Annotated in this window: 16 protein-coding genes; 15 read left to right on the forward strand and 1 reads right to left on the reverse strand. The window is 61.6% G+C overall.

Annotated features, from left to right (window positions below; translation table 11 throughout):
- The first annotated feature begins 21 nt into the window (after positions 1 to 21).
- The 11 genes from fliD to GH656_RS03690 are packed head-to-tail and all read left to right on the forward strand — an operon-like array spanning position 22 to position 8,386.
- Positions 22 to 1,377, forward strand: a complete 1,356-nt coding sequence (gene fliD / locus GH656_RS03640) for a flagellar filament capping protein FliD (RefSeq protein ID WP_153074627.1) — start codon at positions 22 to 24, stop codon at positions 1,375 to 1,377.
- A gap of 2 nt (positions 1,378 to 1,379) precedes the next feature.
- Positions 1,380 to 1,766 carry a flagellar export chaperone FliS gene (fliS, locus tag GH656_RS03645; protein WP_153074628.1) on the forward strand — a complete coding sequence of 129 codons (387 nt, stop codon included), beginning with the start codon at positions 1,380 to 1,382 and terminating at the stop codon, positions 1,764 to 1,766.
- Between the two features lie 5 nt (positions 1,767 to 1,771).
- On the forward strand, positions 1,772 to 2,083 hold the full coding sequence (locus tag GH656_RS03650) for a hypothetical protein (RefSeq protein WP_153074629.1): 312 nt from the start codon (positions 1,772 to 1,774) through the stop codon (positions 2,081 to 2,083).
- Positions 2,080 to 3,381 (forward strand): flagellar hook-length control protein FliK, encoded by a 1,302-nt coding sequence (locus tag GH656_RS03655; protein WP_153074630.1) that lies wholly within the window; start codon positions 2,080 to 2,082, stop codon positions 3,379 to 3,381. Before GH656_RS03650 ends, GH656_RS03655 begins: the two co-directional genes overlap by 4 nt.
- A 34-nt stretch (positions 3,382 to 3,415) precedes the next feature.
- Positions 3,416 to 3,877, forward strand: coding sequence for a flagellar basal body-associated FliL family protein (locus GH656_RS03660; protein ID WP_153074631.1), 462 nt, complete (start codon positions 3,416 to 3,418; stop codon positions 3,875 to 3,877).
- 5 nt (positions 3,878 to 3,882) lie between these two features.
- Entirely contained in the window at positions 3,883 to 4,605 is a 723-nt protein-coding gene (locus GH656_RS03665; RefSeq protein WP_153074632.1) for a FliA/WhiG family RNA polymerase sigma factor, read from the forward strand.
- Between the two features lie 28 nt (positions 4,606 to 4,633).
- Positions 4,634 to 5,497, forward strand: a complete 864-nt coding sequence (gene motA, locus GH656_RS03670) for a flagellar motor stator protein MotA (protein ID WP_153074633.1) — start codon at positions 4,634 to 4,636, stop codon at positions 5,495 to 5,497.
- Positions 5,494 to 6,876: a flagellar motor protein MotB gene (locus tag GH656_RS03675; RefSeq protein ID WP_153074634.1), complete on the forward strand. Its 1,383-nt coding sequence runs from the start codon at positions 5,494 to 5,496 to the stop codon at positions 6,874 to 6,876. Before motA ends, GH656_RS03675 begins: the two co-directional genes overlap by 4 nt.
- A gap of 52 nt (positions 6,877 to 6,928) precedes the next feature.
- Positions 6,929 to 7,216 (forward strand): flagellar biosynthesis anti-sigma factor FlgM, encoded by a 288-nt coding sequence (gene flgM, locus GH656_RS03680; RefSeq protein WP_246184197.1) that lies wholly within the window; start codon positions 6,929 to 6,931, stop codon positions 7,214 to 7,216.
- Positions 7,213 to 7,635 carry a flagellar export chaperone FlgN gene (flgN, locus tag GH656_RS03685; protein ID WP_153074635.1) on the forward strand — a complete coding sequence of 141 codons (423 nt, stop codon included), beginning with the start codon at positions 7,213 to 7,215 and terminating at the stop codon, positions 7,633 to 7,635. Before flgM ends, flgN begins: the two co-directional genes overlap by 4 nt.
- Complete coding sequence (locus tag GH656_RS03690) at positions 7,622 to 8,386, forward strand: glucosaminidase domain-containing protein (protein WP_153074636.1); 765 nt, start codon at positions 7,622 to 7,624, stop codon at positions 8,384 to 8,386. The genes flgN and GH656_RS03690 overlap by 14 nt, the downstream gene beginning before the upstream one ends.
- Before the next feature lie 721 nt (positions 8,387 to 9,107).
- Here GH656_RS03690 and flgA read toward each other — a convergent pair.
- On the reverse strand, positions 9,108 to 9,857 hold the full coding sequence (gene flgA / locus GH656_RS03695) for a flagellar basal body P-ring formation chaperone FlgA (protein WP_153074637.1): 750 nt from the start codon (positions 9,855 to 9,857) through the stop codon (positions 9,108 to 9,110).
- A 307-nt stretch (positions 9,858 to 10,164) separates the two neighbouring features.
- Between flgA and flgB the strand changes: the two genes are divergently transcribed.
- Genes flgB through GH656_RS03715 form a run of 4 tightly spaced genes read left to right on the forward strand, consistent with a single transcriptional unit; the run spans position 10,165 to position 12,881 of the window.
- Complete coding sequence (gene flgB / locus GH656_RS03700) at positions 10,165 to 10,548, forward strand: flagellar basal body rod protein FlgB (RefSeq protein ID WP_153074638.1); 384 nt, start codon at positions 10,165 to 10,167, stop codon at positions 10,546 to 10,548.
- A gap of 4 nt (positions 10,549 to 10,552) precedes the next feature.
- Entirely contained in the window at positions 10,553 to 10,951 is a 399-nt protein-coding gene (flgC, locus tag GH656_RS03705; protein ID WP_153074639.1) for a flagellar basal body rod protein FlgC, read from the forward strand.
- Positions 10,952 to 10,953: 2 nt separating this feature from the next.
- Positions 10,954 to 11,712: a flagellar hook capping FlgD N-terminal domain-containing protein gene (locus GH656_RS03710; RefSeq protein WP_153074640.1), complete on the forward strand. Its 759-nt coding sequence runs from the start codon at positions 10,954 to 10,956 to the stop codon at positions 11,710 to 11,712.
- Positions 11,709 to 12,881: a flagellar hook-basal body complex protein gene (locus GH656_RS03715; RefSeq protein WP_153074641.1), complete on the forward strand. Its 1,173-nt coding sequence runs from the start codon at positions 11,709 to 11,711 to the stop codon at positions 12,879 to 12,881. The genes GH656_RS03710 and GH656_RS03715 overlap by 4 nt, the downstream gene beginning before the upstream one ends.
- Position 12,882: the final 1 nt, after the last annotated feature.

A 12,882-nucleotide genomic window follows, 5' to 3' on the forward strand; every position in this document is an offset into this window, starting at 1 on the left:
TTACGCAGCAAAGGAGCACATATGTCGATTGATGTTAACCGGCCCGTAGAGAACGCCACGGCCGCGGCGAACCTCTATATGGAACGCGCGATGCAGCGGCTGAAGCAGCAGAAAGCGGGCAACGTCGCGGCGAAAGCGGGGCTGACCAGTCTGCAAGGCGCATTGCAAAAATTCCAGACGGCCCTGACGGGGCTGGCGAAAGATCCGGTCAAGCACGCGGGTTCGCTATCGAATACGGCAATGGGCTCGGTCACGCTAGGGGCGAACGCACAGCCTGGCAGCTACGGCTTTTTTGTCGAGCGCCTGGCCAGTGCCCATCAGGTGTCGTTCAACGGCATCAAGCCATTCACGGCTGCTGGTGCGGGCAGCTTGAGCATCAACCTGGCGCACGGCGGCTCGTTCGATATCGACCTCGCTGCCGCCCATGCCGACGGCAAAGGTGAAGTCACCCCAGCGGAGCTGGCACGCGCGATCAACCAGGCCAGCGGCAACGAAGGCCAGGTGAATGCCTCGGTGGTGACGATTGGCACGACTCAGCAACTGGTGCTGAGCGCAGGCAAGACCGGCAGCGAGAACGGCATCACGCTCGATACCAGCGGGGTGACCGATGCGGCACTCGTCAGCGCGCTGAGTGGCGGCAAAGAACTCTCGGTCGCGCAGGACGCGGTGTTTTATCTCGGCGACAAAGCCAGCGGCACGCGCATCGAGCAAGCCAGTAACACGTTTGCTGGCATCGACGGCGTGAGCGTGACCTTCACCCAGGAGATGCGCAGCACGGATCCGCTGGTGATGCTCAACGTCAAGCTGGATCAAGGCGGCACCGCCGCGAACGTCCAGAGTTTTGTGGACGCCTACAACGCGCTTTTCGCTGAGCTGGGCACGCTGACCGCCAGCGGTGGCGCAGACAGCCTGGCAGGCCCGCTGGCGGCTGATGCGGGCGTGCTGGCGTTGCAGCAGCGGCTCACGGCCTTGCTGCGCGGCCAGGTGGATGGCGTGCGGCTGTTTGATTACGGCGTCAGCGCGGATCGCGCGGGCGTGCTGTCCGTGAGCACGAGCAAGCTCGATGCCGCGCTGGGAAAGCATCCGCAAGGGCTGGCCAGTCTATTTGGCGGCAAGAGTGGCGGCTTGAACGAGAGCATGGATGCCTACCTCAAGACATGGCTCTCACCCACGGATGGCCATTTGAAGAAGCGCGAAGAGTCGATGCAGGTCATTGAGAAATCCTTGAGCAAGCAGGAAACCATGCTCAACAACAAATACGATCAAGTCTACAAACGCTATCTGACCCAATTTGCCAAGGTCGAAACACTTGAGCTGAAGATGAAGCAAACGCTCGAGCTGTTTGAAAACCTGCCCACTTTCGGAGGCACTAAATAACCATGGATTACACCGGCTACGGGGGCTATCACGCCTCGAATCTTGAAGCGCGCACGGCTAGCGCTTCCCCGGTGCAGCTGGTCATTGTGCTGATGACGGGGCTGCTCGACGAAATGGCCCGGGCGCGTGCCCATATCGTGGCCCAGCGTTACGAAGAGAAGGGCGTAAGCATCAATAAATGCATCGACATGCTGAATGGTTTGTCGAGCGCGCTGGATTTCGAATCGGGGGCACCGGTGGTGGTCAATCTGGCGCAACTGTATGACTACTGCTCGTGGCGGCTGAATCAGGCGGGCGTCACGCTCGATCCTGCGCTGGTCGACGAGGTGACTGATCTGGTGACGACTTTGTTTGAAGCCTGGCAAGGCGTCGAACAACGCAACGGATGATGTACATGGACCGAACTGAAAATCTGCTGCAGCTTGCCGTGCGCTTGCGTGAAGCGACCTTGAGCCGCAACTTCCGGGCCTTGACGGTGATTAACCGTGAGGTGCAAGCGGTGGTGGCGGGCGTTGCCTGCAAACCGGTGATGAATGACTCGGAGCGCCAGGCGCTGGCGCTGGTCAAGATCGCGCATAAGTCTGCAGTGGCATTGCTGGTGTCGGAGTCAGGCCGGCTGGTGAATGAAATGGTTGGACTGAGCGAGCGCCGCGAAGGCATGCAGGCCTATGCGTTGCATGCAGCGTCTGAGGAGGATCAAACATGATCGCGCTGGGGATGCAAAACCACGCTTCAGCACCCGCCTCCGCCCGTGTGAAACCGGTGGCGCTAGCTTCTGACACGACGCCGGGGGCACAGGCTGCGGCTGAGCCAGGGGTTGAGACGGGCTTTAGTCTCGTTGCGGCTGAAACAGCCTCAGCGGCCGAGAGCAACGCAGTGACGGGAGCGGTAACAGACGGCACGGATGAACTCACCGCATTGCCTGCTGAGCAGGACCTTGCTGTGCTGGCGTTGCCGCTGGCAGAGCCTGCGTTGTTGCTGCCAGAACTGACAAGCGACACCTTGCCGGGCCAGGCGTTGCCGCAACGCGAAGGGCTGGGCCGCGAGCCAGCCAGTGCCGTGCTGGCGCAACTATCTGGCTCCTCTGCGTCATCTGCTGCATCTGCCTCATCTGCCTCATCTGCCTCATCTGTCTTATCCGGCGCAGCCCAGGCTAGCGCATTGGACGCGCTGCCTCAGGCACCCACGGGGGTGCTCTCGGCTGCGCTGCGGCAACAGCTGGCAGCGGCGGGGTCATTGCCCTCAGGTATGGAGCGTGAAATTCAGGCGTTAGCGGCACAAGCCCCCGCGCTGGCCGAGCCTGGCTTGCGCCGTGCGCAAGCGGCCGCAGAACCTGGTGGTCTGGCTGCAGCGGCATTGCCCGGTATCACGGCGGCTAGCGCTACGCCTTTGGCGGCAGCGTTGACTAGCGCCAGCGCCATGACCACGGCATTACGTGCCCAGCTCGCTGAACGCGGCGCGGGCACAGACAGCTCAGCACTGGGCGTCGTACGCCGCGAGGCTGGTGACAGCAGCATGAATGCTTCGTTATTCGAATTACCTTCGGCCAGCGCCGGGCTGAAAACGACCCAGGCTAGCGCGAGCGCCACCGCTGACGTCGAAGCCCCTGGGCAAAAACTGCTGCAGGCACTGGGCGAGCGCATCAGCCTGCAGTCACAGCAGGGCATTCAGCGCGCCGTGATCCGGCTTGATCCGCACCTCGCAGGCAGCGTGCTGATCGAGTTGCGCCAGACGGGCGGAGCAGTGCAGGTGCATATGTCGGCCACCAATGGCGACGTGCTGCGCCAGTTGCAAACCATTAGCGATGGCCTGCGCCAGGAACTGGGCAACCGTCAATTCAACGAGGTCACGGTGCAAGTCAGTGCCACCCGCATGGGGCAGCACGAAAGCGGTGGCCAGGGCCGGGACGCCCAGCAGCATGAGCGTGAACAGCGCGCTACTGATCCAGGTCAGGGGCTGGCTGCTGCCAGCAGCCCGGGTGCGCATTTCGAACTTGCGTCTTAACTGAAGCACGTCTTTTGAACGAGCGTTATTTCCGATGAAAAAAATTGTCTTGATCTCCGCCGTCGCGTTGCTGGTTGTCGTAGCAGGCGGCCTTACTGCCGCGAAACTCGCCAGCGTCTGGCCGTTTGCCTCAAGCACGCCAGACAGCGAGCCTGTTGAAGTGGCGATTGCCGATGGTGACTTCCGCTATGTCCCACTCGACAAGCTGATCGTGATGCTGCGTGATTCTGAACATGGCACGCGCTCACGTTATCTGGCGATGGATCTGGTGTTCAAGGTGGCGACGCCTAAGCAGGAAAAGCAGATCCGCGACAAGCTGCCGCTGCTGCGTGCGACAGCGCACCGGGTGTTGTCCGAATACTCGGTCGAACAGATTCGCCGCATGAATGTCGATGAAATCGTGGCCGTGCTTAAGCGCGAATACATCCATGCCTACGGTTCAGCGCAACGCCTGCCATTTGCCGATCTGTTCATCGGAAAGTTGATGGTTGACTGACGGCCATGAGCGCGACGACCTACACCGAATACGCGCAAATACAGCGTGCCAGTGCTTGTCTGGCCCCGGCTGATGAACAGCGCTGGATGATCGAATACGGGCCGCTGGTGCGGCGGGTGGTGCGCAAGATGAGTTCGCACACCGGTAGTGCCGTGGATAAGGAAGATCTGGAGCAGATCGGTTTGATGGGCTTGCTCGAAGCGTTACGACGCTATGGCGAGCCCGACGACGAGTTTCAGCATTACGCGCTGGTGCGCGTGCGCGGCGCGATGCTCGATGAACTGCGCCGCCAGGACTGGCGTCCACGTGGTGCCCGTCAGGGGGCGCACCGGTTACGCGCAGCAGAGCGTGGCCTGCGCCGCAAGCTTGGGCGGGAGCCGGAGAAAGAGGAGCTGTGCGCTGAGCTAGGCATTGACAGCGCGGCTTGCGACCAGATGTTGCTGGACGACAGCGCCCAGGAGTTGCTCAGCTTTGACGCCTTGCTGGCCGAACAGGATGGGCAGCACGGCCAGGTGCCGGGGCATGAAGCCCAGGTGCTGGACCGGATTAGCCTGGTGCAAGCCCTGGAAGCACTCGACCCGCGTGAGCAGCAGGTCATTCAGTTGTATTACGAGTTCGATCTGAGCCTGGCTGAGATTGCGGCGGTGCTGGAAATTACCACCGCACGTGTGTGCCAGATCAACAAAAAAGCGCTGCAGAAAATGCGGGCGCATCTCGGACCGCATTGATGCCGGCCGGTTGATAAAGGAAAAGAGCATGCAACAGTTAGTGGGTATTTTTATCGTGCTGGGCTGCGTATTTGGCGGCTATATGTTTATGGGCGGAGATTTCTCCAAGCTCTGGCAGCCCGTCGAATTGCTGATCATTCTGGGCGCGGCAGGTGGCGCAATGGTGCTGGGCAATCCAGCGCACGTGCTGAAGGAGCTGATGCTCCAGCTGCGCAAAACCACCACACGTCCAGCCGAAAACAAGGAGTTCCCGCGTCAGTTGCTGCTGCTGATGTACGAACTGCTGCAAGTCGGGCGCGACCTGAAGGCACTGGATGTGCACGTCGAAGCACCGCACGAAAGCTCGTTGTTCCGGCGCTATCCGCTGGTGCTCAAGGAGCCCAAGCTGATGTCGTTCATCGTCGATAACTTCCGTTTGATGGCGATGGGCAAGATCAGCGCGCATGAACTCGAAGGCGTGCTTGAGCAAGAGCTGGTAGCGATTCATGCCGACCTCGAACAGCCATGCAGCTCGCTGAAAAAAATCTCTGAAGCCATGCCTGGTTTCGGGATCGTGGCGGCGGTGCTGGGCGTGGTGATCGCCATGAACAGCGTGAACGAAGGCGCGAGCGCCGGAGAGATCGCTGAGCGGGTCGCCGCCGCGATGATCGGCACGTTTATCGGCATCTTCTTTTGCTATGGCGTGCTGGATCCGCTGTGCAACACGCTCAAGCAACTGGTCAAATCCGAGATGTCCGAGATGGAGTGCGTGAAGGTGGTGCTGGTGTCGTTCGCCGCTGGCAAGCCCGCGTTGCTCGCCATCGATTCTGGACGGCGTCTGGTGCAGACCGTGAACAAGCCAAGCTTTGTTCAGCTCGAAACCTGGATTAACGAACTGGGAGCCCCGGCGTGAGCACCGCCCGTCCTGGCGCGAAAAGCAAGCCAGCACATCAGCACGAAACCGTTATCAAGCGCGTTTCGAAGCGCCACCATGACGACGATCATGGCGGCAGCTGGAAAGTGGCCTTCGCCGATTTCTGTCTGGCGCTGATGTGCCTGTTTCTGCTGCTGTGGGTGCTGGGCGCACGTGACGAAGAAACCACCAAGCGCAAGCTCGACGAGTTGTCCAGCAGCATGGTGTACGACGGCACCGAGGGGTTTCTTGATGGGGTGAGCGCGCCGCTCGACGCTACCGTGACGCGTGAGACGCCCCCTGATGAAACCGGTAAGGCCAGCATCGACATGGCAGCGCGCGCGCTGGCTTCGAACGCCGAGAGCAGCCATAAAAATCTGGATGGCACAGCCCTCAGCATGGTGAAAGAGCCGCTGCGTTACGAGTCGCAGAAAGAACTCCGCGACCTGGCTGCCTTGCTCGACAAGATCGCTAGCGATGCTGACCTGCAGAACAATCTGCGCACCGTGGTGACGCCTTATGGCTTGCGCGTGATGCTGCACGACACCGAGCGGGAAGGCATTTTCGAGCGCGGCAGCACGACCCCCTCGAAACGCTTTATTGGTTTGCTGGAACGCATGGGCCTGTTGTTCATGGAAGTTGGCAATCCGCTGCTGGTGATTGGCCACACGGATTCGGTGCAGTTTCGCAGCCTGGGCGGCTTGCGGCTTCATTCGAACTGGGCGCTCTCCACGGGCCGCGCGATGGTGGCGCACGAAACCTTGCTGCGAGGCGGGATGGCTGAGAAGCAGATTCTGCAAGTGGTTGGAATGGCTGATCGCGCACCGTTGCTCGCGGATACCCGGGCCGCGGCGAACCGCCGGATCGAATTCATGGTGCTGACCGCAGCGCGTGCGCGCATGCTCGAAGCGATGTATGGCGCGCCAGCCGCACAGGTGCAGTTGATGAGCGGCGTGAGTGCGGTGGTGCCCGGGAGCGGGCCGGCTGCTGCTACTGCTGCTACTGCTACTGCTGCTACTGCTGCTACTGCTACTGCTGCTACTGCTGCTACTGCTGCGAAATCTGGCAGCAGCTCGGCGCTGGCCGACAACGCGCTGAGCCGCACCCTGCGTCAGGCCGCTCGCCAGGCGGGCTTGGGTGGCGTGCCGCGTGCTCGTGAAGAGGCCGCTGATACCTTGCACCGGCAAGACTCGCCAGCCGCTGAGGTGCCGCTTGCCACGCCCGTGCCTGACGCGCTGCCGCATATCGCGCACGGCGCGGCAGGGGCCGCTGAGCGGCACACGCCACATCGCCCACCCGCTGAAGAGGACCGGCTTAGCCGCACGATCCGCGAAACAACGTCGAACGATTTAACTGGCGCGCCAGGATCGCCGTCTTAAACCAGTGAAGCGGGAGGTCCCGCACATTTAGCCGAAGAAGCAGGGTGCCACGATGCGAATCACGAATTTGACTGACCACGTCATGATTAACGAGACTGCTGTTTCGCCAGAGGGCGAGACGGCGATCAAGATCAGCCGTACTGCGCGTGTGGCCCGTCCTCAGGGTGCTAGCCGCGATGCGGCGTTACTGAAGACGGTTCAGTCTTCACTGGGTCAAGCGCCGCAGATCGACGCCGCGCGTGTGGCCGAAATCAAAAATGCGCTGGACGCAGGCGAGATCACTTTTGATGCAGGCAAGCTGGCAGCGCTGATGCTGCGCTACCACGGTGGCCGTGAATGACACGTCAGGCTGCATTACGTCAGGTCGTCACCGGCCTGACGGCCGATCTCGAAGCCTATCGCGTGCTGCAACGCATGCTGGACGAGCAGTTCGCCGTGGCGCAGCGGCTTGATGCTCCCGCGCTGAAGCGTCTGGGCGAGGCGATTAATCACGAACTCGAACGGCTGGAACTGAACCAGCGCACGCGCCGCTCGCTGCTAGGCGGGATGCCAGGCGCATTTCAACGTTTGCTGACGGGCCAGCCAGGCGCTGCACCGTCTGCGGCGCAAACCGCGCTGGCCGCGCGTTACGCCGAACTGGAGGCACTCGTGGCGCGCTGCAAGGCGCTGGCCGCGCGTAACAGCAGCTTGCTGGCGGGCCAGTTCGAAACGATGCAGCGCATGCTGCACGGAGAAAAACACACTTATGTTCCGTACTGACTTTGCCGCTCAGAGCGGTAGCGGCTTTGCCGCACCATCCTTGCCCTCGGCCCGCCCAGCAGCGGGCCATCAGGCGTTTGCCGCTGAATTCAATGCGCTGCGCGACGAGATTCGCAGCACCGTGCGTGATGGTTTTGGCAGCAGTGCTGGGGGTTCGGCGTTACAGGCGCAGGCCGCGCATCTGGTGGCCCGCTTGCAAGGCGCAGCGGGCTCAGCAGGCGGCCCGGTTACTGCGGGCACGAATGCCACACAAGCCGCGTTGCGGCTGACGCAGAACGATTCGCTGGAGACCCAGCGCCAGACGTTTATCGACGACATCATGCCGTGGGCCGCGCGTGCGGGTGCCCGGCTCGGCACCTCACCCGAGGTGATTGCCGCGCATGCCGCGCTTGAATCTGGCTGGGGTAGCCGGCCGATGCAGACCGCCCAGGGCGGCTCGGCGCACAACCTGTTTGGCATCAAGGCGACGGGTGGCTGGCGCGGTGCCGTGGCTGAAACCCAAACCACTGAATACGTGAATGGCTCGGCCGTGAGCGTGGTCGATCGCTTCCGCGCGTATCCCGACTACGAAAGCGCGTTTAGCGACTACACCCGCCTGATTAAAGAAAATCCGCGCTATGCCGCGGCGCTGGGAAGCGGCAACGATGCCCGGGCTTTTGCCCGCGCGTTGAAGCAGGGCGGTTACGCCACGGACCCCGCGTATGAAGACAAGCTCGTGAGTGTGGCGCGGCAGCTTCAGGCCGCGCGTTAATCCAGCGGGTTAATTCAGTTGATTAATCCAGTTGGTTAATTCAGCGGGCTAATCCAGCGGGTTAATTCAGCGGGTTAATTCAGCGGGCTAATCCAGCGGGCTAATCCAGCGGGTTAATTCAGCGGGTTAATTCAGCGGGCTAATCCAGCGCGTCAATCCAGCGGATTAATCCAGCGCACTAACAGGCTGTTGAAAAACTGTTTTGACGTGCGTCTGCAACCCACATTTGGGGGTGCTGCATCATCCCTTACCCGAGTTGCGCGAACGGCATATAGGACGTTTTGAGAGGTCGATATTTTCAGCGCTACCCCTCCTGGAACGTTTTTCAACAGCCTGCTAATCCAGCGCACTAATTCAAATTCGCTGCACGGCGCAGGCTGGGCCGTGCGATTCCAGCTGAGCGCACCTGAGCATGCTTACGGTGCGCTCGACGCGCGGTGCCATCGGTGCCATTGCGCAGTGCATTTTTTTTGTTTGACGATCTAGATCTATGCAATCGCTGTACCTATTTTTCTGGCGGGTTTTGTCTTCCTGCCTGCTGATGGCTTGCCTGTTCACCCCGTACTACCTGTCGCGTCTGCCATTGCCATGGCATGGGCCAGCCCCGCGTTGGGATTTGATTGCTTCGCATTAAGGCTGGCTTTAGCGGCAACCTCAGTGCCCGTGCGAATTCGTGCCGCAGCCAATCATTCGCCACACTAATTCGCAACACTAAGAAGCACTAGCGGCTCCCGGCTGTTCTGCTTTCTGTGCTGGCCATCCCCACTGGCTCGACCACGCCCGCAGCACTCACGCGCGCATGGATGATCTTGCCGGTGCTTGCATTGCGCACGCGAATCACGTCATCTTGCGCACCGCCTTGCAACGCAGTGCCAATCGCCCGGACCTCGACTTCCCCCGTGCGCGCGACGATCTGCACGGACTGTCCGCGCCGGACGGCTTCGGTGCCTTTTAAAAAGCGTTTCTGTATTACCTGGCCTGGCTGCAGCGTCCGGCGGCTGCTGCGCTGGGCGAGGTCGGCCGGATCTGTTAATGCATCGGGCGTGGCGGCCAGGTCACGCTCAGCGAGCGTCACGTCCTGTGGCGTGAGCGCCTCGCCGTTCTGGATCGCGCGGGCGCTGACCAGCACCTTGGCATACGCTGCCGCGCGCACCTGATACACGCTGGCGCGGCCCGTGCCTGGGCAGCGCACGGCAAAGCGCAGGCGGGTCAGGGCATGGGTTTCAGCAGGCGTGATGTCGTAGGGGCCCGCACAAGCGGGGGCCGGGCGGCGGTTAGGCAAGACCGTCGCGCTGGCGCGTAGCAGCGTGAGGTTGCGCCGTTGTATGTCCTGCTTGAGCCAGCCCAGCGCGGCTTGCTGCACCTGCGCTTCAACGCCTGGCAGCGCGGCGGGCACGGGTTCTTGTGCCTGACCCGGCCCCGCTAGCAGCGCGGTAACCGCAGGCAACAGCACACGGGCAATCAGTTTCATCGCGGGCGACCTCGTAAGTGGCAACGGCCGGATTATAGGACTGCATGCCTGCTGGGCCGCACGCCATGTGCGCAGCAAAGACCTTCAGGCATGGGTCTTTCCTGTATGGCTTGCAGCCCTGGGTGAGCTTTGGGTAAGCCCCGAGTGAGCCCCGAGTGAACCCCGAGCGACCGTTTTCAAACGGTTGTTAAAGAAGTCTTCAGATTTATCGCCCCGCGCGAGCCCCCCCTTTAACCTTCCCTCTGTCATCAGGAACATACCGTCAGCGCATCGGTGCGCAGGCGCTTAACAGAGGGAAATTGCCACGATGGGACTGAGTTTCGAAAAGGCCTTGGGGGTTCATCCAGCCGCGCTGAAGTTACGCGCCGAGCGCACCAAAATCATCGCGTCGAACATCGCCAACGGCAGCACACCCGGCTATCAGGCGCGTGACATCGACTTTCGCGCCAGCCTGCAACAGGCCATGCCTGGTGCGGCCACAGCGGGCACGGTGATACCCGGCAGTTTGTCCGCAGGCAGCCCGGATTTGCTCTACCGCTTGCCCACCCGCGCTTCGCAAGATGGCAACACGGTTGTTCTGGGTACTGAACAAGCCGAGTTCTCACAAAACACGATCGACTTTCAAACCAGCTTGCGATTCCTGAACATGAAGTTCAAGGGCTTGCAGGCGGCAATTACAGGCAACGTGTAACGCCATGAGCTTTAAAGACATCTCTCGCATCGCAGGCTCGGCCATGACGGCCCAGACCGTGCGGCTCAACACAGTGGCCAGCAATCTGGCCAACGCTGGCACGGCTGGCACCGAAGAAACCGCATATCGCGCCCGCAAGCCGGTGTTCGCCGCGCTGCCTGAAGGAAATGGCGCGCGGGTTCAGGTGCTGGACGTGGTGACCAATAACGATCCTCCGGTCGGCCGTCACGAGCCTGGCAACCCGCTCGCCGACGAGAACGGCATGGTGTTCTATTCGAACGTGAGTTCGGTAGAAGAAATGGCCGACATGCTGGCGGCTTCGCGCGCGTTCTCGACCAACGTCGAAGTGCTGGCGCGGGTCAAGGGCATGCAGCAAGACCTGCTGAAACTTGGGGAGGGCTAAGCATGTTGCCTCTCACCCCTGACATGCGTGCGGGCAGCCATGGTGCGCCCGCTGGTGCTGCGCCCATGACGGCTGGCGCACCCTCCGCCGTTCCATCTGCTGCGGCACCCACGAGTGCTGACGGCAAGCCTAAAGAGAACGAACTCTCCAGCCTGTTCACGACCTTGCTGGTCGCCCAGATCCAGAACCAGGACCCGCTCGCACCGATGGAAGCGAGCCAGTTCGTCACGCAGTTCGCGCAGATGAACCAGATCGAAGTGATGCAGTCGCTGGTGAGCACCAGCAACGCAAATGCCGCGTTGCAGGAAAGCATGCTGGTGGTGTCGCTGGGTTCGCAAGTGGGCTCGCAGGTGATGGCTGTGACCGGTTCAGCTGAGCTGGGCACGGAGCCGGTTCACGGCGGCATGGTGCTCGCGCATGCGTCCAGCGATTTGCAACTGGTGCTGACTGGCGCTGATGGCGTAGAGCATCGCGTGCCGCTCGGCGCGAAAGATGCCGGCGATGTGCGCTTCACGCTGAACCCGGCAGAGCATGGCCTGGCACCAGGCCAGTACACGCTGCGCGTGAGCACCGAAACCGGTGAAAAACCCCTGGTTGAAATGCAAGGTGAGCTAAAGAGTGTCCGGCTTGGTCTGGACGGCAAGGTCATCTTGAGTGTGGCGGGCATCGGTGAAGCCGATACCGCTTCGATTACCCGTTTTCTCGGCCGCCCGAACGCGGCAGGCCCCACGCCTTCCACCCGAAAAGGATTCTGGTCATGAGCTTCAATATTTCCCTCTCCGGTATCAACGCGGTCAACAACCAGTTGAACTCCATTAGCAACAACATCGCCAACAGCGGCACGTATGGCTTCAAGTCGGGCCGGGCGAACTTCTCGTCGACCTATATCAATGCCCAGCCTTCGGGTGTAGCAGTGGGCTCGACCTCGCAATCCATCAGCCAGACCGGCAACTTCTTTGCGACCGGACGCGGCATGGATGCGGCGATTCAGGGCAGCGGCTTTTTCGTCACGCGCGGTAGCGATGGCGCAATGCAGTTTTCCCGCGCGGGCATTTTCAACACCGATAAAGACGGCAGCATTGTCGATTTTCTCGGCCGCAAGGTTCAGGGCTATGGCCCGGAAGGCGGCGTGATGGGCGACCTGTCGGTGCCAGCGGGATCGATCCCGGCCTCAGCCAGCACGAGCCTCGACTACGTCGGCAACATGTCCGCTGACTGGAAAGCCCCCAGCGTGACGCCTTTCAGCAAGGATGATCCGGAGTCGTACAACGGAATGTCGGTAGCCACGGTGCACGACTCGATGGGCCGCAAACACACCGTGACGCAGTACTTCGTCAAAGGGGCGGGCAACGAGATGGAAGTGCACTACGCGATGAACGGCGTTAGCACCGGCACACCCACTCGCATGACGTTCGATACCGACGGCAAGCTGACTGCGCCGACCGGCAGCACGCGCCTGGATCTCGGCACGCCAGACGGCGCATCGCCGCTGGCGCTTGAGATCAAGTACACCGGCACGACGATGTTCGCGGGCGAGCAGAGCACCGCGACGAACCGCACCGATGGCTACAGCGCAGGCACCGTGACGGGCGTGCAACTGGCTGAGGATGGCTCGGTTGAAGTGCAGTACAGCAACGGCCAGAAATCGACCGCTGGCCGCGTGGTGCTGGCGACCTTCGCCAACGAAAATGCGCTGAAGCCAATCTCCGGCTCCGCCTGGGCGATGACTTCGGCCACTGGCGAGCCACTGTTCTCGGTGCCGGGTGCTGGCATGGCGGGCAAGCTGGCGATCGGCGCGCTCGAACAGTCGAACGTCGACATGACCGCTGAGCTGGTGCAACTGATGGGCGCACAGCAGAACTACCAGGCTAACTCGAAAGTGCTGTCGACCGAAAACGAAATGATGCGCACCCTGATGCAGGCGCTGTAAC

Origin of the sequence: Paraburkholderia bonniea (assembly GCF_009455625.1) — a bacterium.
Lineage (GTDB): Bacteria > Pseudomonadota > Gammaproteobacteria > Burkholderiales > Burkholderiaceae > Paraburkholderia > Paraburkholderia bonniea.

What these genes read in the sequence shown, in the direction of transcription:
- fliD (WP_153074627.1), top strand. Translation starts at nt 22, where the DNA reads ATGTCGATTGATGTTAACCGGCCCGTAGAGAACGCCACGGCCGCGGCG.
- fliS (WP_153074628.1), top strand. Translation starts at nt 1,380, where the DNA reads ATGGATTACACCGGCTACGGGGGCTATCACGCCTCGAATCTTGAAGCG.
- GH656_RS03650 (WP_153074629.1), top strand. Translation starts at nt 1,772, where the DNA reads ATGGACCGAACTGAAAATCTGCTGCAGCTTGCCGTGCGCTTGCGTGAA.
- GH656_RS03655 (WP_153074630.1), top strand. Translation starts at nt 2,080, where the DNA reads ATGATCGCGCTGGGGATGCAAAACCACGCTTCAGCACCCGCCTCCGCC.
- GH656_RS03660 (WP_153074631.1), top strand. Translation starts at nt 3,416, where the DNA reads ATGAAAAAAATTGTCTTGATCTCCGCCGTCGCGTTGCTGGTTGTCGTA.
- GH656_RS03665 (WP_153074632.1), top strand. Translation starts at nt 3,883, where the DNA reads ATGAGCGCGACGACCTACACCGAATACGCGCAAATACAGCGTGCCAGT.
- motA (WP_153074633.1), top strand. Translation starts at nt 4,634, where the DNA reads ATGCAACAGTTAGTGGGTATTTTTATCGTGCTGGGCTGCGTATTTGGC.
- flgM (WP_246184197.1), top strand. Translation starts at nt 6,929, where the DNA reads ATGCGAATCACGAATTTGACTGACCACGTCATGATTAACGAGACTGCT.
- flgN (WP_153074635.1), top strand. Translation starts at nt 7,213, where the DNA reads ATGACACGTCAGGCTGCATTACGTCAGGTCGTCACCGGCCTGACGGCC.
- GH656_RS03690 (WP_153074636.1), top strand. Translation starts at nt 7,622, where the DNA reads ATGTTCCGTACTGACTTTGCCGCTCAGAGCGGTAGCGGCTTTGCCGCA.
- flgA (WP_153074637.1), bottom strand. Translation starts at nt 9,857, where the DNA reads ATGAAACTGATTGCCCGTGTGCTGTTGCCTGCGGTTACCGCGCTGCTA.
- flgB (WP_153074638.1), top strand. Translation starts at nt 10,165, where the DNA reads ATGGGACTGAGTTTCGAAAAGGCCTTGGGGGTTCATCCAGCCGCGCTG.
- flgC (WP_153074639.1), top strand. Translation starts at nt 10,553, where the DNA reads ATGAGCTTTAAAGACATCTCTCGCATCGCAGGCTCGGCCATGACGGCC.
- GH656_RS03710 (WP_153074640.1), top strand. Translation starts at nt 10,954, where the DNA reads ATGTTGCCTCTCACCCCTGACATGCGTGCGGGCAGCCATGGTGCGCCC.
- GH656_RS03715 (WP_153074641.1), top strand. Translation starts at nt 11,709, where the DNA reads ATGAGCTTCAATATTTCCCTCTCCGGTATCAACGCGGTCAACAACCAG.